General features: G+C 68.7%; 26 protein-coding genes. 23 read left to right on the top strand and 3 right to left on the bottom strand.

From position 1 onward, the window contains the following. Complete coding sequence (locus ACEWX3_RS23130; RefSeq protein WP_374157797.1) at window positions 1–1,671, bottom strand: PucR family transcriptional regulator; 1,671 nt, start codon at window positions 1,669–1,671, stop codon at window positions 1–3. Between the two features lie 201 nt (window positions 1,672–1,872). Here ACEWX3_RS23130 and ACEWX3_RS23125 point away from each other — a divergent pair, with 201 nt between their 5' ends. From ACEWX3_RS23125 to ACEWX3_RS23015, 23 genes are all read left to right on the top strand, one after another. Continuing rightward, window positions 1,873–2,325 (top strand): heme-binding protein, encoded by a 453-nt coding sequence (locus tag ACEWX3_RS23125; protein ID WP_374157796.1) that lies wholly within the window; start codon window positions 1,873–1,875, stop codon window positions 2,323–2,325. Between the two features lie 224 nt (window positions 2,326–2,549). Beyond that, the gene (locus ACEWX3_RS23120; protein ID WP_152515714.1) at window positions 2,550–3,269 is read left to right on the top strand and encodes a TenA family transcriptional regulator; all 720 of its coding nucleotides are present in this window, start codon (window positions 2,550–2,552) and stop codon (window positions 3,267–3,269) included. Window positions 3,270–3,340: 71 nt separating this feature from the next. Beyond that, the gene (locus tag ACEWX3_RS23115; protein WP_207065422.1) at window positions 3,341–3,700 is read left to right on the top strand and encodes a Rieske 2Fe-2S domain-containing protein; all 360 of its coding nucleotides are present in this window, start codon (window positions 3,341–3,343) and stop codon (window positions 3,698–3,700) included. Beyond that, window positions 3,697–4,926 (top strand): NAD(P)/FAD-dependent oxidoreductase, encoded by a 1,230-nt coding sequence (locus tag ACEWX3_RS23110; RefSeq protein WP_374157795.1) that lies wholly within the window; start codon window positions 3,697–3,699, stop codon window positions 4,924–4,926. Before ACEWX3_RS23115 ends, ACEWX3_RS23110 begins: the two co-directional genes overlap by 4 nt. Further along, window positions 4,923–6,374 carry an aldehyde dehydrogenase family protein gene (locus tag ACEWX3_RS23105; RefSeq protein WP_374157794.1) on the top strand — a complete coding sequence of 484 codons (1,452 nt, stop codon included), beginning with the start codon at window positions 4,923–4,925 and terminating at the stop codon, window positions 6,372–6,374. Before ACEWX3_RS23110 ends, ACEWX3_RS23105 begins: the two co-directional genes overlap by 4 nt. A gap of 30 nt (window positions 6,375–6,404) precedes the next feature. Next, window positions 6,405–6,761 (top strand): non-heme iron oxygenase ferredoxin subunit, encoded by a 357-nt coding sequence (locus ACEWX3_RS23100; RefSeq protein WP_152515718.1) that lies wholly within the window; start codon window positions 6,405–6,407, stop codon window positions 6,759–6,761. Then, window positions 6,761–8,356: a gamma-glutamyltransferase family protein gene (locus ACEWX3_RS23095; protein ID WP_374157793.1), complete on the top strand. Its 1,596-nt coding sequence runs from the start codon at window positions 6,761–6,763 to the stop codon at window positions 8,354–8,356. Before ACEWX3_RS23100 ends, ACEWX3_RS23095 begins: the two co-directional genes overlap by 1 nt. Beyond that, window positions 8,346–8,774, top strand: a complete 429-nt coding sequence (locus ACEWX3_RS23090) for a RidA family protein (RefSeq protein ID WP_374157792.1) — start codon at window positions 8,346–8,348, stop codon at window positions 8,772–8,774. The genes ACEWX3_RS23095 and ACEWX3_RS23090 overlap by 11 nt, the downstream gene beginning before the upstream one ends. Window positions 8,775–8,966: 192 nt before the next feature. Next, complete coding sequence (locus ACEWX3_RS23085) at window positions 8,967–10,508, top strand: permease (RefSeq protein WP_286182616.1); 1,542 nt, start codon at window positions 8,967–8,969, stop codon at window positions 10,506–10,508. Then, window positions 10,505–11,923, top strand: a complete 1,419-nt coding sequence (locus ACEWX3_RS23080) for an amidase (protein WP_374157791.1) — start codon at window positions 10,505–10,507, stop codon at window positions 11,921–11,923. Before ACEWX3_RS23085 ends, ACEWX3_RS23080 begins: the two co-directional genes overlap by 4 nt. Before the next feature lie 259 nt (window positions 11,924–12,182). Then, complete coding sequence (gene rplN, locus ACEWX3_RS23075) at window positions 12,183–12,551, top strand: 50S ribosomal protein L14 (protein WP_067091049.1); 369 nt, start codon at window positions 12,183–12,185, stop codon at window positions 12,549–12,551. Beyond that, window positions 12,552–12,869, top strand: a complete 318-nt coding sequence (rplX, locus tag ACEWX3_RS23070) for a 50S ribosomal protein L24 (protein WP_152515722.1) — start codon at window positions 12,552–12,554, stop codon at window positions 12,867–12,869. A gap of 1 nt (window position 12,870) precedes the next feature. Beyond that, window positions 12,871–13,437 carry a 50S ribosomal protein L5 gene (gene rplE / locus ACEWX3_RS23065; protein ID WP_152515723.1) on the top strand — a complete coding sequence of 189 codons (567 nt, stop codon included), beginning with the start codon at window positions 12,871–12,873 and terminating at the stop codon, window positions 13,435–13,437. A gap of 4 nt (window positions 13,438–13,441) precedes the next feature. Continuing rightward, on the top strand, window positions 13,442–13,627 hold the full coding sequence (locus ACEWX3_RS23060; RefSeq protein WP_152515724.1) for a type Z 30S ribosomal protein S14: 186 nt from the start codon (window positions 13,442–13,444) through the stop codon (window positions 13,625–13,627). A 97-nt stretch (window positions 13,628–13,724) separates the two neighbouring features. Then, window positions 13,725–14,123 carry a 30S ribosomal protein S8 gene (rpsH, locus tag ACEWX3_RS23055; RefSeq protein WP_374157790.1) on the top strand — a complete coding sequence of 133 codons (399 nt, stop codon included), beginning with the start codon at window positions 13,725–13,727 and terminating at the stop codon, window positions 14,121–14,123. A 14-nt stretch (window positions 14,124–14,137) separates the two neighbouring features. Next, entirely contained in the window at window positions 14,138–14,677 is a 540-nt protein-coding gene (gene rplF / locus ACEWX3_RS23050; protein WP_207065416.1) for a 50S ribosomal protein L6, read from the top strand. Between the two features lie 3 nt (window positions 14,678–14,680). Beyond that, the gene (gene rplR, locus ACEWX3_RS23045) at window positions 14,681–15,088 is read left to right on the top strand and encodes a 50S ribosomal protein L18 (protein WP_322486663.1); all 408 of its coding nucleotides are present in this window, start codon (window positions 14,681–14,683) and stop codon (window positions 15,086–15,088) included. Between the two features lie 40 nt (window positions 15,089–15,128). Then, window positions 15,129–15,812, top strand: coding sequence for a 30S ribosomal protein S5 (rpsE, locus tag ACEWX3_RS23040; RefSeq protein WP_173011966.1), 684 nt, complete (start codon window positions 15,129–15,131; stop codon window positions 15,810–15,812). A gap of 5 nt (window positions 15,813–15,817) precedes the next feature. Further along, complete coding sequence (gene rpmD, locus ACEWX3_RS23035) at window positions 15,818–15,997, top strand: 50S ribosomal protein L30 (RefSeq protein ID WP_014814261.1); 180 nt, start codon at window positions 15,818–15,820, stop codon at window positions 15,995–15,997. 5 nt (window positions 15,998–16,002) lie between these two features. After that, window positions 16,003–16,449: a 50S ribosomal protein L15 gene (gene rplO / locus ACEWX3_RS23030; RefSeq protein WP_163673196.1), complete on the top strand. Its 447-nt coding sequence runs from the start codon at window positions 16,003–16,005 to the stop codon at window positions 16,447–16,449. Window positions 16,450–16,621: 172 nt separating this feature from the next. Next, entirely contained in the window at window positions 16,622–16,930 is a 309-nt protein-coding gene (locus tag ACEWX3_RS23025) for a DUF732 domain-containing protein (protein WP_235682495.1), read from the top strand. Between the two features lie 32 nt (window positions 16,931–16,962). Continuing rightward, window positions 16,963–18,762 carry a signal peptide peptidase SppA gene (sppA, locus tag ACEWX3_RS23020; protein ID WP_374157789.1) on the top strand — a complete coding sequence of 600 codons (1,800 nt, stop codon included), beginning with the start codon at window positions 16,963–16,965 and terminating at the stop codon, window positions 18,760–18,762. Between the two features lie 107 nt (window positions 18,763–18,869). Then, entirely contained in the window at window positions 18,870–20,324 is a 1,455-nt protein-coding gene (locus ACEWX3_RS23015) for a DUF222 domain-containing protein (protein ID WP_374157788.1), read from the top strand. A 63-nt stretch (window positions 20,325–20,387) separates the two neighbouring features. Here ACEWX3_RS23015 and ACEWX3_RS23010 read toward each other — a convergent pair whose 3' ends face one another. Beyond that, entirely contained in the window at window positions 20,388–21,299 is a 912-nt protein-coding gene (locus ACEWX3_RS23010) for a class I SAM-dependent methyltransferase (RefSeq protein ID WP_374157787.1), read from the bottom strand. A gap of 8 nt (window positions 21,300–21,307) precedes the next feature. Next, a complete protein-coding gene (locus tag ACEWX3_RS23005; protein WP_207065626.1) occupies window positions 21,308–22,201 on the bottom strand; it encodes a class I SAM-dependent methyltransferase in 894 nt (297 codons plus the stop codon). Between the last annotated feature and the right edge of the window lie 9 nt (window positions 22,202–22,210).

The raw sequence follows: 22,210 nt of genomic DNA, 5'->3' as shown, positions 1-22,210 counted from the left end.
TCAGCGATAGCGGGCTTCCCGGTCCACGGCCGCATGGACGTCGGCGAGCATGTCGATGCGGACCGCCAGCCACACGGTGAACTGGTTGTCCGGCACCCGGATGTCGAGTCCCAGGGCCCGTGACATGCGGTCCAGCTTGGCCAGCATGGTGTTGCGGTGGACGTTGAGGGCCCGCGCGGTGGCGTTGACGTTGCCGCCGTGGGACAGGTAGCCGATCAGGGTCTCGACCAGATCAGGTGCCGACCGCAACGGGCCCAGGACGTCCTGGACGAGCGCGCGGCTCTGCTCGGTGTCGGTGATGTCCGCCAGGACGGCGAAGCTGCGCAGTTGCTGATACGAGATGGCCCCGGTCCGGCTCAGTCGACGCGCGATACCCAGCGCGACACGGGCCTCCCGGTAGCCCCCGGACACCTCGCCCGCGCCCCGCGCCGGACGCCCGTAGGCCACGGCGACCGGACTGCCACGACGGGACTCCAGTTCCGCCGCCATCGCCTCGGCGTACTGGGTCATCTCGCGGCGCATCGAGGTCTCGTCGTCGCCGCGCAGGGAACGCACGACCACCAGGACGTCGCCGATGACGGTGACATACGAGCGCACCGCGGGGTCGGGGGCGACGCCCGCGGCGTACCGTGCCAACCGCACCATCGACGCGGTCGGATTGTCCACCCCGCGCGGTACCGCACCGGGTGCGACGAAAACGCCGAAGCGGGAATCGATGTCGATCTCGTGGTACTCGGCCCGGGCGCGCATGTCGTGCTCGCTGGAGAAGTGGCCGTGCACGAGCGCCTGGACGAAGTCACCCCGGGCGCGTTCCTCGGCCTCGTCGACGCTGTGCTGGCGCAGCATCTCCGAGCCGATGATCGCCGTGGCCTGCTCGGTGACCACCACGTGCCGGGCCAGGTCGTGCGTCCCCGGCTCGTCGCTGGGCACCAGCACGAGGACCCAGCCCTCGAAGGATTTGCCCAGTCGGATCGCCGTGGACACCACCGTCCAGGTCCCGGCCGGCGTGTCGACCGTCTCGACCCGGGTGTCGTGGTGTGCCGAGCGGCGCGCCGAGGCGGGGAGATCGGTGGTCAGCATGCCGAGGATCGACTCGCTGATGGCTTCGGCGACGTCCGGCGCGATGCCGTGGTGCGCGACCAGGTTTCCGCGTGCGTCGAGCGCCAGCGCCGGATTGCGCGCCAGATTGGAGACCTCGCGGATCAGCAGCTGCAGCCCGGCTCCGCGGTGGAACAGTCCGGCCAGCGACGCGTGCACATGCGTGGCGTAGCGCATGACGTGCACCTCGCGGCTCAGCGCACGCTCGGCCAGCAGGCGGTTCAGTGCGGCGAAACCCGCCGGGAAGGCCATCTCGATGACGACGAGGTGCCCCGGCAACCGCCGGCCGGGAAAGTCGACGGGTGCCGCACCGTCGATGACCAGGGTGGTCGCACCGCGCGCGGCCAGGGCGGCCAGGGCGCCGCCGTTGCCCAGCAACGCTTCGGGCCGGCTGTACACCGCGACGCCGTCGAGCGGGTCGTGGCGGGAGAGAACTTCGGAAAGCGGTAACACCCAGTGCAACTCGCGATCGAGATGGTCGCCGCCGGCGACCACACGGGCCCCGGACATCAACGCTTCGTCGAGCAGTCCGGCGACGGTCAGTCGATCGTCGTCATGTCCTACCGGCGCCATGTCTCACCTGCTCTGATTCGTGGGCTCCCGATTCGCCTGTACACCGAATACACCGGGAACCGCTCCACACACTATGTGCAGTGTGACCCGGATGCGCGCCGAACCGGGGACATGTTGACCCGGGACTGGGTGCGGCGCCGTTGGTAGACATCTCCACAGGCGCAATGCCTGTCAGCGCAACCCACAGGAGTGAGAACCACCATGCACCAGATCTATCGGATCAATCTCGACGATGCCCTCCCGTTGCTTGCGGCCGGCCGGGCCAAGGCCGAGGAGATCGGCGTCAAGCAGACGCTGTGCATCTGCGACGACGGTGGCAACGTCGTGGCGTTGCACCGGCTTCCCGGCGCACGGTTGACCGGTGTGGACATCTCGATAGCCAAGGCCTTCACCGCGGCGGGGCACGAACGGGCCACCCATCTGTTCAACGAGCCGCCCAACGGTCCCGCGCTGCCGGGTAACGAGGCGTTCGGTATCAGCCACATGCTGCCGGGCAAGTTCGCGATCTTCGTCGGCGGCTTTCCGCTGGTGTTCAACGGTCAGATCGTCGGCGGCGTGGGCATCAGTGGCGGCAACGGCGCCCAGGACAAGGAGGTCGGCGCGGCGATCCTCGCCGAGTTCGAGTCGATGACCGCCGCGGTCGGCGCGCGCTGACCGACTGTGCACTCTGACCTGCGAATGCCGATGAGCAACGGTGAAGTTGTCCATGGTCAACACGTCGGCATGTTCGCTAACGTCGCTGTTGCCGAGGATGATTCGCGACGATGCGTGATCTCACCACTGCGGCGGAGACCGAATCAATCACTGCAACAGCGGTTTTCGTGGATCGCATGCCACGGCAGCCAACCCATCCCCACTGACGATCAGGAGTCCTACCGATGACCCAACTTCTCGGGCGCGACGAGTTCCGCGCGCAACTCGAAGACGCCATCAAGGGCCGCGAGGCCAAGAACGCGTCGTTCTCCAAGGCGTGGGCCGAGGGTCGGCTCGAGCGCCACCACTTCGCCCGCTGGGCCGAAAACCACTTCCACTACGTCGGTCCGTTCGCCGACTACCTGGCCAACATCTACGCCAACACCCCCGACGAGTTCACCGGGGCCAAGGACTTCACGCTCCAGAACATGTACGAGGAGGAACTGGCCGACATCCGCCACACCGATCTGCTGATCAAGTTCGGCGAGGCGTGCGGTACCACCAAGGAACGCATCGAGGACCCGAACAACATGAACGCGATCACCCGCGGTCTTCAGTCGTGGTGCTACGCGGTGTCGCAGCGCGAGCATTTCGTGGTGGCGACCGCGGCGCTGGTCGTCGGCCTGGAGTCCCAGGTGCCCAGCATCTACACCAAGCAGATCGTGCCGCTGCGGGAGGTGTACAAGTTCACCGAGGACGAGATCGAGTTCTTCGATCTGCACATCACCTCCGATGTGGTGCACGGCGAGCGCGGCTACCAGATCGTGCTCGACCATGCCGACACGCCGCAGTTGCAGCAGCGCTGCCTCCAGTTGGTGCGCTGGGGCGCCGAGATGCGGTTCTCCTACACCAAGGGCCTGTACGACACCTACGTCGCGCCAGAGCTCGAGCCAGTAGCCGTTTGAGTGATCTCGGCGTGATCGGTTGCGCCGGCCGCAACCGATCACGCCGGCGTCACCACGAGTCGAGGAGTCCGATGACCGCGGAATGGGTGGCCGTGGCCACCGTCAACGAGATGGGCCGACGCCGCAAACTGCGGGTGGAGCTGGACGACGTGGCCATCGCTCTGTTCCAGGCCGGCGGCCGGGTGTACGCCTTCGCCGATCTGTGCGTGCACCAGGACAGATCGTTGTTCAAGGGCACGCTGTTGCACGGCAAGGTGATCTGCCCAGGCCATCAGTGGCAGTTCGACCTGGAGACCGGCTACGAAGCCGACCAGGACCGCTGCCAGCCGACCTATCCGGTGCGCGTCGACGACGCCGGCACCATCTACGTCCAGCCGACGCCGAAGCGCGCCGGGGCCGCCGCCGAGGCAGAACAGGAGGCGCGGGCATGACCCGGCGCACCGTCGTCACCATCGGAGCCGGGCAGGCCGCCGCCGTCGCCGCCCGCAACCTGCGCAGGAGAGGGTTCGACGGGCGCATCGTGCTTCTCGGCGACGAACCCCACCCGCCGTACCAGCGGCCGCCGCTGTCCAAGGAGTTCCTCAGCGGCGCCGAGGGTCTCGACTCACTGTGGATTCTCCCGCCGAAGTGGTTGGCCGACAACGACATCGACATCATCACCGGCGTCGAGGTGCGCCGGGTGGATGCGGCGACGAGAGCCGTGCAGATCGACGGTCGCCCCGACATCGAGGCGGACGCGGTGCTGTTCGCCACCGGTGGCCGCCCACGCACGCTGCCCGTGCCCGGCCCGCGCCCCGACCTGATCCACTACCTGCGCACGCTCGACGACGCCACCCGGTTGGCGCCCCAGCTCACGGCGGGGCGGCGGCTGGCCATCGTCGGCGCCGGCTTCATCGGTCTGGAACTGGCCGCCACCGCCACCGCGGCGGGCGTGCACGTCACGGTCGTCGACCCGGCGCCGCTCCCGCTGGCACGGGTCATCGGGACCGCCATGGGGGAGGCCGTGTGCCGGTTGCACCGCGACAGCGGTGTCGACCTGCGCACGGGGTCGGCGCTGCACGCTGTGCGCACCACCGCTGACGGCGTGGTCGTCGACATCGCCGACGGCAGCACCGTGCACGCCGACGTGGCCGTCGTCGGGATCGGCATCGAGCCCAACATCGCCGCCGCGGCGGCGACCGGGCTGCACCTCGACGACGGCATCGTCACCGACGCCGCCGGACGCACCAGCATTGCGCACATCTTCGCCGCCGGCGATGTCGCGCGCCGCTACTCGCCCCGGGCCGGCACGCATGTGCGCCTCGAACACTTCGACAACGCCAGCAGGCAGGGCACCGCGGTGGCCGACGCCATCCTCGATCGGGGCACCGGTTCCGATGAGCCGCCGTGGTTCTGGTCCGACCAGCACGGCCGCAACCTCCAGTTCGTCGGTACCGCATCCGGTGACCCGCTGATCCGGGGTGACCTCGACGGCATGGACTTCACCGGCGTCTACCTGCAGGACGGGGCGGTCTGCGGTGCGTTCAGCGTCGAGCGCGGCGAGGACATCATGGCGGTGCGGGAACTGCTGGGCCGCGAGGTCGACACCGCGGCGCTCTGCGACGAAGACACCGACCTGTGGGATCTGGTCTACGACGACGAAGAGGTGCATGCATGAGCGACGGTCTGAACTTCATCGGCGGCACCTGGGTGCCCGCCGCCTCGGGGGAGACCTTCACCCGCCGTAACCCGGCAGACCCGACCGACGTCGTCGGCACCTTCCCGGCGTCGGGCCCGCGCGATGTCGCGACAGCGGTCGACCACCTGGACAAGGCCGCACCCGACTGGGCGGCGACCTCCCCGGAACGGCGCGCCGCGGTGCTGGAATCCGCTGCCGCTCATCTGGAAGCCGGCAGTGCGCAGCTGATCGACGAACTGGTGCGCGAAGAGGGCAAAACGGTCGCCGAGGCGACGATGGAGGTCAGCCGCACTCCGGCGAACCTGCGTTTCTACGCCGCCGAAGCCACCCGATGCGGTGGCACCACCTTTCCCGTCGGCGGTGACACGCTGCTGTACACGGTGCGCGAACCCGTGGGCATCGTCGGGGCCATCACACCGTGGAACTTCCCGCTCAACATCCCCTCCCGAAAGCTCGGGCCCGCGCTCGCCGTCGGAAACCCGGTGCTGTTCAAGCCGTCCGAGCTGACCCCCCTGATGGGACAGCGCCTCGTGGAGGCACTGCTGGCCGGCGGGCTGCCGCCCGGCGCCATCGCGCTGGTCCAGGGTGACGGCTCGGCGGGCGCCGCTGTGGCCGCCGACGACCGGGTCGCCGCCGTCACCTTCACCGGGTCGACGGGCGTGGGGCGGTCCATCTACGGGCAGGTGGGACCGCACCGGCGGGTGCAGCTGGAGATGGGTGGCAAGAACCCGGTGGTGGTGGCCGACGACGCCGACCCGGACCGGGCCGCGGCGCTGATCGTCAAGGGCGCCTTCGGACTGTCCGGTCAGGCATGCACCGGGACCAGCCGCGTGATCGCCACCGACGCGGTGCACGACGAGCTCGTCGAACGCGTCGTCGCCCGCGCGCAAGCGTTGCGGGTCGGCCCGGGGGTGCAGGCCGGCATCGACATGGGTGCCCTGGCCAGCGCCGAGCAGCTCGAGAAGTTCGTCAGCTACGTGCAGATCGGCACCGCCGAGGGAGCGCAGCTGCGCTGCGGCGGATCCACCGTCGACGTGCCCGGCCACGATGGCGGATTCTTCGCGCAGCCGACCGTGTTCACCGACACCACGCCGAGCATGCGGATCGTCACCGAAGAGGTGTTCGGACCGTTGCTGGCGTTCCAGCGGGCCGGATCGCTGCGCGAGGCCATCGAGTTGGCCAACGCCACCGAATACGGACTCTCGGCGTCGATCATCACCGGCGACCTGGCCGTCGCGCAGACGTTCGTGCGGGAGTCGCGCACCGGTCTGGTCAAGGTCAACCAGCCGACGACGGGGATGGCGATGAACGCGCCCTTCGGCGGCTACAAGGCGTCGTCCACCGCGACGTTCAAAGAACAGGCCGGACCCTCGATGATGGAGTTCTACCTCACCGAGAAGACCGTGTACCTCAATTCCGCGAGTTGATCGACCACTACAGAAAAACGGAGTATGACAATGGAATTCGTTCGTGTGGCGCGATCAGGTCAGGTGCCCGAGGGGATCGTGCGGCGGTTCTATGCCGGTGAGCACGAGTTCGCGGTGGCCCGACTGAACGGCAAGGCCTACGCCACCTCCAACTACTGCACCCATCTGGACTGCCTGCTGTCGTCGGGCAAGCTGCGTGACGACGGCATCGGATGCTCCTGTCACGGAAGCGCTTTCGACCTCGAGACCGGTGAACCCATCAGCCCGCCGGCCACCGAGCCCATCCAGACGTTCCCGGTGCAGGAGCGCGACGGCGAGATCTTCGTCGGCGTCGAACCCGGTCAGATGCCCGCCGGCCCCACCCGGCGGGCCCGTCGAGGAGCCTGATGGACACGCGGCGGCCGCCGGCCTTGTCTGCCGGTGGCATGGTCAGCAGCAGTCATCCGGCCGCGAGCCTGGCCGGGGCGCGGGTACTGGCCGACGGTGGCAACGCCGTCGATGCGACGCTGGCGATGGCGGCGTTGACCTGGCTGACGCTCCCCGGGCAATGCGGCATCGGCGGGGACGCGTTCGCGGTGGTGCGGGAGCCCGACGGCCGGGTCTGGACCGTCAACGGCTCCGGCTACGGGCCCGACGGCGGAACGCCCGACTTCTACGCCGACAGAGGGTTTTCCGCGATCCCGCTGGACGGCGCACTGGCCGTCGCGGTACCCGGCGCACCTGCGGCGCTGGCACGTCTGCACACCGAAGGCGCCACGTGGTCGCTGGAGCAGTTGTGGGAACCCGCCGCGCGCATCGCCGAGAGCGGTCTGCCGTGTTCGGCGCGAACCGCCGGCGACGTCACCACGGCTCTGACCGCGGTGTGCGCCGACGCCGATCTGAAATCGGTCTACGCCCCGCAGGCACGCCCGCCGCATGTCGGCACCCGGTTGGCGCAGCCCGAGTTGGCGCGGACCATCCGCGAACTCGCCCGCGACCCGGGCAGGTTCTACACCGGTGGGTTCGCCGACCGCGCGGTCTCCGCATTGCAGGCCGGGGGCGCGCCGTTCAGCGGGGCCGAGTGGGCCGCGGGCGCGCACGTCGCCGCCGAACCGGCGGTGTCCGGGCGCTACGCCGGGGCGGTCGTGCACCAGACACCGCTGCCGACACCGGGCTGGATGGTGTTGCAGCAGGCCGCGTTGTGCGACGGCGTCGTCGGCTTCCACGGGTGGATGACGGCCGAGGCGATCGACTGGCTGGCGCGCTCGGCCAGGCTGAGCTTCGCCGACCGCCTGGCGCTCTGCGGCGCCGACAACGACGGTGCGCGCTATGTGCTGCAACCCGAACGCCTCGGCCTCCAGCGCCGCGACCTGGAGAGCCGTTGCGAGCAGCGGACACCGGTCGATGTCGGGATCGGCGACACCACCTCCACGGTGGCCGTCGACTCCGACGGTCGTGCGGTCAGTTTCATCCATTCGCTGGCCTTCACGTTCGGCGCCAAGTTCACCGTGCCGGGCACCGGGGTGATTCTCAACAACCGGTTGGGCCGTGGTGCCTACCTGATCCCCGGTCACCCCAACGAGGTGGCGCCGGGGCGCAAGCCGTTGCACACCCTCAACGCCTGGGTCGTCACCGACGACGCCGGCGCGCTGTTGCATGCGGGCAACACCCCCGGCGGCGACGGGCAGGTGCAATGGAACATGCAGCTGATCTCGCACCTGCTCGATCACGGACTCGATCCCGCTGAGGCGGTGTCCGCGCCGCGCTTCACCGTGTTCCCCGGTTCCGACGCCGACGTGGTCGGCGCGACCGAGGAACTGCGAATCGAGGACACGGTCCCGGACACTGTCCGATCCGAGTTGGCGTCCCTGGGGCACCGAGTGGTCACCCAGGGGGCGCTCGACGCCGGCGGCAGTGCCCAGATCATCTCGCTGGACGAGCGAGGTGTGCTCTCCGGGGCCGCCGACCCGCGGCAGGAGGGGGTCGCGCTCGGTGTCGACTGAGCGTCCGGTCCCGCGTCCGCAGGGCGACTACGTGCCGGCGGTGCTGCACGACGGTGTCGTCCACACCGCGGGCATGACGCCGCGGCGCGACGGCGTGCTCGCGTTCACCGGTGTGGTGGGGGACGGGGTCGACCCGGATCAGGCGCGGGTGGCGGCCGGGTTGGCGGCAGGCAACGCACTGGTCGCTGCTCGGGCGGCGATACCCAGCGGGGTCGCACTACGGTGTCTGAAGATGACGGTGTTCATCGCGTGCACAGCGGAATTCACAGCTCTGTCGGCAGTGGCCGACGGGGCGTCCGCGGTGCTGGTCGACGAACTCGGCGAGGTCGGTCGTCCTGCCCGTAGCGCAATCGGGGTGTGCGCATTGCCCTCCGGCGCGCCGGTCGAGATCGAACTCGTCTGCGCAGTGGTCGTCTGACATCCCCATAGCAGAAGTGGTTGGTCTCGATGCGATTTCAGCAGAATCGGTGCACGATGCACAGGACACGGCGGAGAGGTCGAGCAGGATGACCTTTGCGGGTGAACAACGGTCGTCATAGGTTCATCGAATCCATTGGTGCCTGAAGCCAATCGGATCGGTGAGAGCACCACGTGATCGGGAGGACGCCGAATGGAATTGCTGGCAGCTCATTGGGTCTATCTGGCGGGTGTGCTGGCACTGATCGGATTCATGGTCGCCCGCAAGAGCGTTGTCGTTCCGGCGATCCTCGCGACGTTGCTGACCACGTGGGTCTACACGGGCAGCGTCTTCACCGGAATCGGGAGCGTCTTCAGCGCAGCAGCGGTGGCCACCACCGAGTTCCTCAACATCTTTCTCGTCCTTGCGGCGGTGATCGCGATGATCGGCGCGATGAAGACCATCGGCGCTGAGCGAATGATGGTGGAACCGTTGGCCAAACTGATGCGCAACAACGTGATCTCCTACTTCGCTCTCTTCGCCGTCACCTACGTGTTGTCCATGGTGTTCTGGCCGACCCCGGCGCTGGCGCTCATTGCTCCGTTCTTGTTGCCCGCCGCAATTCGGGTGGGGCTGTCCCCGTTGGCGGCGGCGATGGCGATCGCCATCGCAGGCCAGGGCATGGCGCTCGCCTCTGATTACGTGATCGGCGTGGCGCCGGAATTGTCGGCGGGGGGAGCAGGCGTACCCGCGGACATGATCGCCAACCGGGCGTTGATCCTGAGTTGGGTGGTGGGGGCGGTCGCGGTGTCGATCACCTACGTGCTCCACGTCCGGAATCCGGGCAACGGACGTGTCCGCCGCCTGGTGCGCCGAGAGCCTGCGACCGTGGCGGCGGACGGAGGCGACGCCAGCGTGCCTGCCGCGGTGGGAGAGGCGCTGCTGGCCAAGCGGGCGCCCGCCGGCGCCGACTCGCCCGGGTCGGGTGAGGGTGGAGCGGCGTACGGCCCAGACGACCTCGAGGAGGATTCTGGCGAGGTCCGCCCGCCGTGGACTCGGCTGTTCGCCTTACTGGTGCCTGCGGCCTTCGGTCTTCTGGTGGTGGTCATGATCATGGGCAAGTTCACCGACTGGGTACCGGGAGTGGACAGCGGAAACGGAGCGGCGCTGGTCGGCGGTCTTGCGCTGCTGCTGACTCTCGCGGTGTCGCTGACCACCGGAGGGGAACACCGGATCGAGGCTGCGGGAGGACATTTCGTCGACGGCCTGGTCGCGGCGTTTCGGGCCATGGGTGTGGTGATCCCCGTGGCCGGCTTCGTGCTGATCGGCATCTCCGACTTCGCGGGCCGGATCATGCAGCTACCGGAGGACGTCGAGCCGCCGTCGTTCCTGTTCGATCTGATCTTGAGCGGGCAGCAGTACATCCCCGACAACCCGGTCCTGCTGATGGTGGCGATGTTGGTCGTCGGCATGCTGATCGGTCTGGATGGGTCGGGGTGGACGGGTCTGCCCTTCACCGGTGGGCTGGCGGAGGCGTTGTCGCACTCCTCGGGACCGGAGACCACGGCGACACTCGCGGCGATCGCGCAGAACGCCGCGGGCTGGACCGGAGGCGGCACGTTGATCATCTGGTCATCTCTGGTCGCGGTGGCCGGCTTCACCGGTGTCCCCGTCGTCACCCTGGCGCGCCGCCTCTTCATACCGGTGGTGGCCGGGTTGCTACTGAGTGTTGTTGTCGCCGCGGTGATCTGGTGAGCTCCGTGGACAGCCCCGTGCTGGACACGCCGGCGGGTAGCGACATGCCCACCTCGGTTCGCGCGGCTGCCCGCCTGATCAGAGACGGGAGCCTGACCGCCGACACACTCGCAGAGATGTGTCTGCACCGGGTGCGCGCAGTCGACCCGCAGGTGCGGGCGTTCGTCGGCGTCGACGAGCCCGCGGTGCGTGCGCAGGCACGCGAACTCACCCGGGAAGCGCGCGCCGGTCGGCTGCGCGGGCCGCTGCACGGGGTGCCGGTCGCAGTGAAGGACGTCATCGACGTCGCGGGGATGCCCACCCGGTGCGGGTCGAACGTCACCGATCCGGTGGCCGCAGCTGCCGACGCGCCTGCCGTCGGGCGGCTACGCGCGGCAGGGGCGCTCATCTTCGGGAAAACGCACACGCACGAGTTCGCCCATGGCGTCACCACACCGCCCACCCGCAATCCGTGGGATCTGGAGAAGATTCCTGGGGGATCGAGCGGTGGCTCTGCAGCCGCCGTCGCCTCCGGGCAGTGCCTGGCCGCGTTGGGCAGTGACACCGGCGGTTCGATCCGGGTGCCGTCGGCGTTGTGCGGGGTGGCGGGTCTACGGCCGGGCCGCGACGACATCCCCGTCGAGGGAGTCGCAGCCTTCTCGCCGCGGCTGGACACCTGCGGACCGATCGGGCGCGACGCTCACGACCTCGCCCTGCTCCACGCCGTGCTCAGCGGAGGACGAGGCACGCTGCCGTCGGACGTCGGCGGGCTGACCGCCGGAATCGTCGGTGCGCAGACAGGTGAGCTCGGGGACGGAGTCGGCGAGGCCGTCGCCGCCGTGGCCGACGTCATGGCGGAAGCGGGTGTGCGGGTGCGGCCGGTTTCGGTGCCGCCGTTCGACGCGTGGAGCGCGCCGCGCGCACAGTTCGTGCTGACGGACTTTCTCGAAGTCCATCGCGACGCCGGCTTCTACCCTCAGCGGACGGATCGCTACACCGCCGAGGTGGCGGGGTACCTGCGGCACGCCGAGACCATCCCGGCAGCGGTGCGGACCGCGGCGATCGCTGCACTCGATGAGCTCGCACGGCGTCTGGCGGCTTCCTGTGCCGCCGTCGACGTGGTGGTGTTGCCGACCACCCCGGTCACCGCGCCCCGCATCCGGGACTGCGCATATGAACCCGACCAGGCGGGACGGGCGGCGGTGATCGGCACCCTGATGAGACTGTGCGGTCCGTTCAGCTGGTGTGGCTGGGCGGCGGTATCGGTGCCCTGCGGATTCGACGCCGGCGGGATGCCGATCGGGGTCCAGATCGCCGGTCGCAGCGCGTCCACGGTGCTCGCGGTCGCCGCGGCCTACCAGGACCGCACCGGCCATCACCTGCGCGAACCGATGCCGATGCCGTCGCGCCGTCGCGAGGCCCCCGCCGTCGGCTGACGGCACGCCATCCCCGCCCCGGCCTGCTCGGCGGAGTCCTCGTCCGAGCCGGCCGAATCCTCACGCCAGCCGCCGGAGACCGGCGATTTGGAGCATTCCCCGAGCTCACCTAGTATATGGGGGTTGCCTCGGGCAGACCTCGGTTCTCTTCATGCGAGAAAACCCTGCGTGCCTCTTGGGGTGACATGAATTAGTGACAAGACCGCGCACGTCAGGTCGGTATCTGCCGTGCACACAGTAACCAGGTCGAGGAGATCTAGTGATTCAGCAGGAATCGCGGCTGAAGGTCGCCGACAACACGGGCGCCAAGGAGATCTTGTGCATCCGCGTGCTCGGTGGCTCGTCGCGGCGCTACGCCGGCATCGGTGATGTCATCGTGGCGACGGTCAAGGACGCCATCCCCGGCGGCAACGTCAAGCGTGGCGACGTCGTCAAGGCCGTCGTGGTGCGCACCGTCAAGGAGCGCCGCCGCGCCGACGGAAGCTACATCAAGTTCGACGAGAACGCCGCCGTCATCATCAAGCCCGACAACGACCCGCGTGGCACCCGCATCTTCGGGCCCGTCGGTCGCGAACTGCGCGAAAAGCGCTTCATGAAGATCGTCTCGCTCGCCCCGGAGGTGTTGTAGATGAAGGTCCGCAAGGGCGACACGGTGCTCGTCATCTCCGGCAAGGACAAGGGCGCCAAGGGCAAGGTTCTGGTGGCCTACCCCGACCGCGAGAAGGTCCTGGTCGAGGGCGTCAACCGGATCAAGAAGCACACCCCCGAGTCGCGCACCGAACGTGGCGCGTCCTCCGGCGGCATCGTCACCCAGGAGGCGCCGATCGCGGTCTCCAACGTGATGCTGCTCGATTCCGACGGCAAGCCGACGCGCGTCGGCTACCGCGTCGACGACGAGACCGGCAAGAAGGTCCGCATCGCCAAGACCAACGGCAAGGACATCTGACATGACCACCACAGAAACCAAGGCTCTGCCGCGCCTCAAGCAGCGCTACCGCGAAGAGATCCGCGACTCCTTGCAGAAGGAGTTCGGCTACGCCAACGTGATGCAGATTCCCGGCATCACCAAGGTGGTCGTCAACATGGGCGTCGGTGACGCCGCCCGCGACGCCAAGCTGATCAACGGCGCCGTCAACGATCTCGCGCTGATCACCGGCCAGAAGCCCGAGATCCGCCGGGCCCGCAAGTCGATCGCCCAGTTCAAGCTTCGTGAGGGGATGCCGATCGGCGCCCGCGTCACGCTGCGCGGCGACCGGATGTGGGAGTTCCTGGACCGCCTGATCTCGATCTCGCTGCCGCGTATCCGTGACTTCCGCGGCCTGAGCGCCAAGCAGTTCGACGGCACCGGCAACTACACCTTCGGGCTGACCGAGCAGTCGGTGTTCCACGAGATCGACGTGGACTCGATCGACCGGCCCCGCGGCATGGACATCACCGTCGTCACCTCGGCGACGAACGACGACGAGGGGCGTGCGCTGCTGCGGGCGCTCGGCTTCCCGTTCAAGGAGAACTGAGCACATGGCAAAGAAGGCTCTGGTCAACAAGGCCAACAAGAAGCCGAAGTTCAAGGTGCGGGCGTACACGCGCTGCAACAAGTGCGGCCGTCCGCACGCGGTGTACCGCAAGTTCGGCCTGTGCCGAATCTGCCTCCGCGACATGGCGCATGCGGGCGAACTGCCCGGCGTGGCGAAGTCCAGCTGGTAACGACAGCCGGCACTACCCAAGACCACTTACCGACAACAGGTTGCGGTAGGCCTCCGGATCACGGAGGAACCACCGCGAGAAAGGTGAACCGGCTGTCATGACCATGACGGATCCGATCGCAGACTTCTTGACACGTCTGCGCAACGCCAACTCGGCGTACCACGACGAAGTGACCTTGCCGCACAGCAAGATCAAGGCCAACATCGCCGAAATCCTCAAGAGTGAGGGCTACATCAGCGACTACCACACCGAGGACGCCCGCGTGGGCAAGGCGCTGGTGGTGCGGCTGAAGTACGGCCCCAGCCGGGAACGCAGCATCGCGGGCCTGCGCCGGGTCAGCAAGCCCGGCCTTCGGGTGTACGCCAAGTCCACCAACCTGCCGCGCGTGCTCGGCGGGCTCGGGGTGGCCATCATTTCCACGTCGTCCGGTCTGAGGACCGACCGCCAGGCCGCCCGCGAGGGCGTCGGCGGCGAAGTCCTCGCCTACGTGTGGTGAGGGGTAGATAGAACATGTCTCGCATTGGAAAGAATCCGGTTCCGGTTCCGGCCGGGGTGGACGTGACGATCGACGGCCAGAACGTGGCAGTCAAGGGTCCCAAGGGCACCCTGACGCTCGACGTCGCCGAGCCCATCGTGGTCTCGCGTGACGACGATGGCGCGATCGTGGTCACCCGGCCCAACGACGAGCGACGCAACCGTTCGCTGCACGGCCTGTCGCGCACGCTGATCGCCAACCTGGTGACGGGTGTGACTCAGGGCTACACCACGAAGATGGAGATCTTCGGCGTCGGCTACCGCGTGGTGGCCAAGGGCAGCGACCTCGAGTTCGCGCTGGGCTACAGCCATCCGGTGCTGATCACCGCTCCGGAGGGCGTGACGTTCGCGGTCGAGACGCCCACCAAGTTCTCGATCTCCGGCATCGACAAGCAGAAGGTCGGCCAGATCGCGGCGAACATCCGCCGCCTGCGCAAGAGCGATCCCTACAAGGGCAAGGGAATCCGCTACGAGGGCGAGCAGATCCGTCGCAAGGTCGGAAAGACGGGTAAGTAAGCAATGGCTACCAAGACGGACACCAAAGACACCGGCAAGCCGGTGGGCAAGAACATCTCCGAGACGCGCCGCGTCTCCCGCCTGCGCCGCCACGCGCGGCTGCGCAAGAAGATCGCCGGCACCGCCGAGCGGCCGCGTCTGGTCGTGCACCGGTCGTCACGGCACATCCATGTGCAGCTCGTCGACGACCTGGCGGGGGCGACCCTCGCGGCGGCCTCGTCGATCGAGGCCGACGTGCGCGCCCTCGACGGCGACAAGAAGGCCCAGAGCACGCGGGTCGGTCAGCTGATCGCCGAGCGAGCCAAGGCCGCCGGCATCGACGAGGTCGTGTTCGACCGCGGCGGGTACACCTACGGCGGACGGATCGCGGCGCTGGCCGACGCTGCCCGCGAAGGTGGGCTGAAGTTCTGATGCACAACACGGACCTGACAAAGACTGGAAGGATTGCATGATGGCCGAGCAGGCTGCAGGAGCCGGCGGGCCCTCGAGCGACAACCGCGACAGCAGGGGTGGCCGGGACGACCGTGGCGGTCGTGGACGCCGCGACGATCGGGGCGGCCGTGGTGGCCGCGACGACCGCGGCGACAAGAGCAACTACCTCGAGCGCGTGGTCACGATCAACCGTGTCTCGAAGGTCGTCAAGGGCGGTCGGCGGTTCAGCTTCACCGCGCTGGTGATCGTCGGTGACGGCAAGGGCATGGTCGGAGTCGGTTACGGCAAGGCCAAAGAGGTTCCGGCCGCGATCGCCAAGGGCGTCGAGGAAGCACGTAAGAACTTCTTCCGGGTGCCGCTGATCGGTGGCACCGTCACTCACCCCGTGCAGGGTGAGGCGGCGGCCGGTGTCGTCATGCTGCGTCCGGCCAGCCCCGGTACCGGTGTCATCGCCGGCGGCGCATGCCGCGCGGTGTTGGAATGTGCCGGCGTCCACGACGTGCTGGCCAAGTCGCTGGGCAGCGACAACGCGATCAACGTGGTGCACGCGACCGTCGCCGCGCTGAAGTTGTTGCAGCGCCCCGAAGAGGTCGCGGCTCGCCGTGGCCTGCCCATCGAAGATGTGGCGCCCGCTGGCATGCTCAAGGCCCGGCGTGAAGCCGAGGCCGTCGCTGCCAGCGCCGCACGTGAGGGAACGGCGTAACAACCATGGCAGAGCTCAAAATCACCCAGGTGCGCAGCACCATCGGTGCGCGCTGGAAGCAGCGGGAGACCCTGCGGACCCTCGGGCTGCGCAAGATCCGCCAGTCCGTGGTCCGCGAGGACAATCCGCAGACCCGCGGGCTGATCAAGACGGTCCACCATCTCGTAACAGTTGAGGAGGTCTAGAGCAGATGAGCGAGATCATCAAGCTGCACGACCTTCGCCCCGCGCCGGGCGAGAAGACGCCCAAGACCCGCGTCGGCCGCGGTGAAGGCTCCAAGGGTAAGACCGCAGGCCGCGGCACCAAGGGCACCAAGGCCCGCAAGAACGTCCCGGTGATGTTCGAGGGTGGTCAGATGCCGATCCACATGCGTCTGCCCAAGCTCAAGGGCTTCAAGAACCGGTTCCGTACCGAGTACGAGGTCGTCAACGTCGGCGACATCAACCGGCTGTTCCCGCAGGGCGGCGACATCGGTGTCGACGAGTTGGTCGCCGCCGGCGCGGCGCGCAAGAACACGCTGGTCAAGGTGCTCGGCGACGGCAAGCTGACCGTCAAGGTCAACGTCACCGCGCACAAGTTCAGCGGCAGCGCCCGCGAAGCCATCACCGCTGCCGGTGGGACCGCCACCGAGCTGTGATCGACCGCGCCTGACGTACCAGCAGAACCCCCGCCCCGCCCGCCGGAGCGGGGGTTCTCTGTTGCGGCGCCACGTAATGCCGGAGCCGGGTCCGGCGATTACACTTTCGAACGCCGAGCAACGAGGAGCAGTCATCATTCACACCACACGCAGGATCGCCGCCGCGTTGGTCGTGGCCGGATTCGCCTTGGGCAGCGCCGCCACCGCCCACGCGCAAACCGATGACGAGCGGTTCGTCAACGCCGTCGACACACTCGGTATCGAGACCGCCGCGACCCCGGAAGAGCTGCCCGCTGTCGGGCACCACGTCTGCGACATGCTCACCGCCGGGCTGGTGGGCAATCCCAACCCGGTGCCCGCCGTTCGGGGGGTGGTCACGACGCTGGCCGGCAACGGCATGAGCAAGGAGCAGGCCGTCGGTCTGATGCGGGCGTCCTCGGCGGTCTACTGCCCGCAGTTCGCCCGGTTCATGGGCCGCTAGCACCTGTCCGCGGCGTCGGTAGGCTCGACGCCATGTTCTCTCTTCTGTCCGGCGTGCCCGGCGTAGACGAAGTCCGCGCGTTCGTGCGCAAGGTCGACACCGCCCGACACCAAGGCGTCGCCAACGGGTGCATCCTCGAGCTGGATCTGCAGAACGCGCCACCGGAGAGCGCCGGGTTCGATCCGGTCGCGGTGCTGTCCGGAATCGTCGGCTCAGGCCGGCCGATGCTGCTACGCGATGTGGTGGCCGCCCTGCACCGTGCTGCCGAAGATCCCCGCGTCGCCGGTCTGATCGCCCGGGTGCAGATCGACGCCGCCCCACCCGGACCCGTGCAGGAATTGCGTGAGGCGATCGCGGCGTTCACCGCCGCCAAGCCGTCCCTGGCGTGGGCCGAGACCTACCCCGGAACGCTGTCCTACTACCTGGCCTCGGCTTTCGGCGAGGTGTGGATGCAACCGTCGGGCACCGTCGGGCTGATCGGCTTCGCCACCAACGCGTTGTTCCTGCGCGACGCGCTGGACAAGGCCGGTGTGGAGGCGCAGTTCGTCGCACGCGGTGAGTACAAGTCCGCGGCGAATCTGTTCACCCAGGACGGTTACACCGAGGCCCACCGGGAGGCCGACACCGCCCTGGTCGAGAGCCTGCGCACCCAGGTGTGGGACGCGGTCGCGTCGTCGCGCGGCATCGAGCGCTCAGCACTCGATGCGCTGGCCGACCGGGCCCCGCTGCTGCGCAACGACGCCGTGTCCGCGAACCTGGTGGACCGGATCGGTTTCCGCGACGAGGCATACGCACGGATCGCCGAACTGACCGGCGCCGACGACATCTCGCCCGAGCAGGGCGACGCCGACGCCGACGACGCCCCGCCGCGGTTGTACCTATCTCGATACGCGCGCACCGACCGGCCGGGAATGCCTGCACCGAGCCTGCCCGGCCGCAAGTCGGCCCGGAAGGTGGCGGTCGTCAATCTCGTCGGACCCATCGTCAGCGGACGCGGTGGCCGCCAAGTGTCACCGCTGGGCAGTTCTGCGGCCGGGGGTGACACCATCGCCGCGGCTCTGCGGCAGGCCGCCGCCGACGACGAGGTGGCGGCCATCGTGCTGCGCGTCGACAGCCCGGGCGGATCGGTGACCGGGTCGGAGACGATCTGGCGGGAGGTGGTGCGGGCCCGTGAGAGCGGTACACCTGTGGTGGCCTCGATGGGGGCGGTCGCCGCATCCGGCGGCTACTACGTCTCCATGGCCGCGGACAAGATCGTCGCCAACGCCGGGACCATCACCGGATCGATCGGCGTGGTCACCGGCAAGCTCGTGGCGCGCGATCTCAAGGAAAAGCTGGGTGTCGGGTCGGACAGCGTGCGTACCAACGCCAATGCCGACGCCTGGTCCGTCAACGCCCCGTTCACCGAGGAGCAGCGCGCGCAGGTCGAGGCCGAGGCCGATCTGTTCTACCAGGACTTCGTCCGTCGCGTCGCCGACGGCCGCGCCATGACTGTCGAGCAGGTCGAGCAGGTGGCCCGCGGACGGGTGTGGACCGGTGCCGACGCGCTGGAGCGCGGACTGGTCGACGAACTCGGCGGGCTGCGGACCGCCATCCGTCAGGCCAAGGCGCTGGCCGGAATCGACGAGGACACCAAGGTCGAGATCGACAATCTGCCCGGCACATCGCTGCGGGACATGTTGCGGCCCAAGCCCTCCTCGCAGCCGGCGGCCGCTTCGCTGTCGACTGTGGTCGGCTCGGTGGTCATGCGCACAGTCGGTGAGGCACTGGATCAGACGCAGCGCTCCCTGTCCGGTGCCAACGTTCTGTGGTTGGGAGACAACCGCTTCTAGCCAGGCCTGTCTGGGAAGAGCGCGGGTTTGTCGGTGGTGGCCGCCGATCTGTGTAGCTCTGGCCGCAGCGGTCGGTTTTTGTCGGACCCTGGTGCTTTGATGGGTTCATGTCCTCTGCTGCAGCGTCTTTGGTTGACGATGAGGTGTCGCCGAAGGAGCGGTTGGCGGAGTTGTTTGAGCAGATCGCGGAGTTGACCGGTCAGCGCAACGCCATCGATGCGCAGATCGTGGACATCGTGGCCGAGATCGATCATGGTGGGTTGGCCGGGATGACCGGGGCGCGGTCGATCTCGGCGTTGGTGGCGTGGAAGACCGGGGTGTCACCGCGTAATGCGAAGACGATCGCGGCGGTGGCGGCGCGTGGTGGGCAGTTTCCGCGGTGTGTGGCCGGGTTGCGGGAGGGCCGGTTGTCGTTGGATCAGGTCGGGGTGCTCGCCGAGCGTGCCGCTGATGGTTCTGATGATCATTATGTGGAGTTGGCGTCGGTGGCGACGGTGACCCAGTTGCGCAAGGCGGTCAGCCTGGAGCCGCGCCCCGATGCGGCCCCGAAACCGCAGCCAGAACGCGGGATCTCGCGCACCGATCATGGTGAGTCGGTGACGTATCGGATCACGGTGTCCAAGATCGAGGCCGCCAAGGTCGATGCTGCCCTGGCCGGCAAGCGTGACGGGTTGATCGCGGACTGGAAACGCGACCACGACCAGCAGCCCGATGCCGCCACCGGCTCGAGCGCCGACCCCGACGCTCCCACCCCCGATGCCGACGGCGGCCATGGCGAGTCCCCTGCCGACACCAGTGACCTCGATGGCGTCGCTGACGCCACAACCGACCCCGACGCCGGCGGCGTCGGTGGTGACTTCTCGGACGACGTCTCCGACGTCTTCGCTGATCTCACCGACGGCCCGGGTGGCGACGCCGAGGGCGCTCCGCGTGCGCCGATGCCCACTACCGTGGATGCGTTCCTGGAGTTGATCGAGAGCGGCTGGGACGGCGAGGTGGCCCGGCGCCCGCACGCCCAGCACACCACCGTGGTCGTCCACGTCGACGCGCAGTCGAAGGTGGGGGCGCTGCATCTGGGTCCGCTGCTCACCGACGCCGAACGCCAGTACCTTTCCTGTGATGCGACCTGTGAGGTGTGGTTCGAACGCGCCGGACGCCCGATCGGCGCCGGCCGGGCGACCCGCACGGTCAACCGGCGGCTGCGCCGCGCGCTCGAGCATCGGGATCGCTGCTGTGTGGTACCCGGCTGCGGCGCGACCCGCGGCCTGCACGCCCACCACCTACGGCATTGGGAGAACGGCGGGCTCACCGAGCTGGAGAATCTGGTGCTCGTCTGCCCGTACCACCACCGGCTGCACCACGCCGGCGGCATCACCCTCACCGGGCCCGCCCACCAACTCGTGGTCACCGACGCCGACGGCCAGCACCTGACCAACGCCTCGCTGGCCCGCCCACCCACACAACCCCCACCGGACGTCGCCCCCTGCACGGGGCCGACCGGCGAACGCGCCGACTGGTGGTGGTACGAACCCTTCCAACCCCAACCACCACCGAGAAACTAGGGCGAGTGGGCGTCAGTGTGAGCGCCTCCCGGGCGCCAACGGCCAGACACGAAAGGCCGACCCCTAGCGCACCGCGCTGACGTAGACGATCTCGCCGAGCGGGTCGGTGTCCTCGGCCACTTCGGGCGGTGTGAGGCCGTGCCGCATGAACAAGTCATAGCGGGGGATTCCCGACACCTGCCAGCCGGTCTCGGTGAGGTACGGCATCACGTGGCTGCGCTCCCCGGAGTACACGAGCTCGGCCATGTCGATGTCGAGACCGTGCTCCCGCAGCGGAGCGGACAGCTCGCGCGCCTTGTCGGCGTCGAAATCGATGATGCCCGGGGCGTATTCAGTGGCCAACGTGCTGCCCGGCGCGGACAGCGCGGTGATCTGATCGAAGAGCCGGTCCTGGGCGTCGGGTGGCAGATAGATCAACAACCCCTCGGCGAGCCAGGCGGCCGGCGCGGAGGGATCGAAGCCGGCCGCGCGCAACGCCGACGGCCAATCCTCACGCAGATCGATCGGGATGGCCCGCCGCTGCGCGGTCGGTCGCGCACCGGCCTCCGCCAGAGTCGCCGACTTGAACTCGATCACCTTCGGTTGGTCCAGCTCGTAGACGACCGTCCCCGTCGGCCACGGCAGCCGGTAGGCGCGTGAGTCCAGCCCCGAAGCCAGGATCACCACCTGACGGATCCCGGCCGCCGTCGAGTCGATGCAATGGTCGTCGAAGAACTTGGTCCGCGAGGCCATCGCGTCGATCATCGCCCGCAGCCGCTCCGGTGACGAGTTGGGAATCTGCGAGAGGTCCAGGTCGCCATCGAGCATCTTGGTGAAGAAGTTCAGCCCCACCGCCCGCACCAGCGGCGCCGCCCACGGATCGTCGATCAGCGGGTCGTCTGCTGCGCTGGCCATGGCCCGGGCCGCGGCCACCATCGTCGCCGTCGCGCCGACACTGGAGGCCAGATCCCAGGAATCGTCACCGGTGCGTGCCATCCGCGCTCCTATCCCAGCTGCGCCGTCAGGTAACCGGAGTCGCCCGTCAACGCGATCAACTCATCAGCCGGCGGTGCAAACCCGTTGGCCACGTAGGCGTCCGAATTCGGCTGCACCGTCACCGACCATCCTTGCGCACGCAGGTGGTCGGCCGCGGAGTTGCGGGTCCCGGTGTAGAACAACTCGGTCAGATCGATCGTGCTGCCGAGGCGGCGGCCACGTTCGGTCATCGCCTTGGCCCAGTCACCGGTCAGCGCCTTGGCGTCCATGTGCTCGGTGGCCAACCGGCTGCCCGGCGCCGACAGTTCGGTGACGGCGTCCAGCAGCCGGTCCTGCGCCTCGGGCGGCAGATAGATCAGCAGCCCCTCGGCGATCCACGCCGTGGGCTGGCCGGGATCGAATCCGCCGTCGCGCAGTGCCCGCGGCCAGTCGTCGCGCAGATCGACGCCGACGGTTCGGCGCTCGGCCGCCGGCGTCGCACCGGCGTCGGTGAGCACCTGGGTCTTGAAGTCGATGACGGCGGGCTGATCGATCTCGAACACGACCGTGCCCGCCGGCCAGGCCAACCGGTAGGCGCGGGTGTCCAGACCGGAGGCCAGAATGACGGCCTGCCGGATTCCGGCCGCGCACGCATCGGTGAACAGCTGATCGAAGAACCGGGTGCGCACAGCGATGTGTTCGCACATCTGCCGTGCGCTGAACAACGGGTCGTCGACGTCGAGCTGACCCTCGGCCATCTTGACGAAGTGGGGCAGCCCCACCGCTTTGACCAGGGTGGCCGCGTACGGGTCCTCGATGAGCGGATCGGGCCCCCGGCTGGCCAACGCGCGGGACGCCGCCACCGATGTGGCGGTGGCGCCCACGCTGGACGCCAGATCCCAGCTGTCACCGTCGGTGCGCATCGTCGCAGC

The organism is Mycobacterium sp. G7A2 (assembly GCF_041902445.1).
GTDB lineage: Bacteria > Actinomycetota > Actinomycetes > Mycobacteriales > Mycobacteriaceae > Mycobacterium.
The sequence above is the reverse complement of the archived record's forward strand: the minus strand, read 5'-3'. Positions and strand labels throughout refer to the sequence as shown.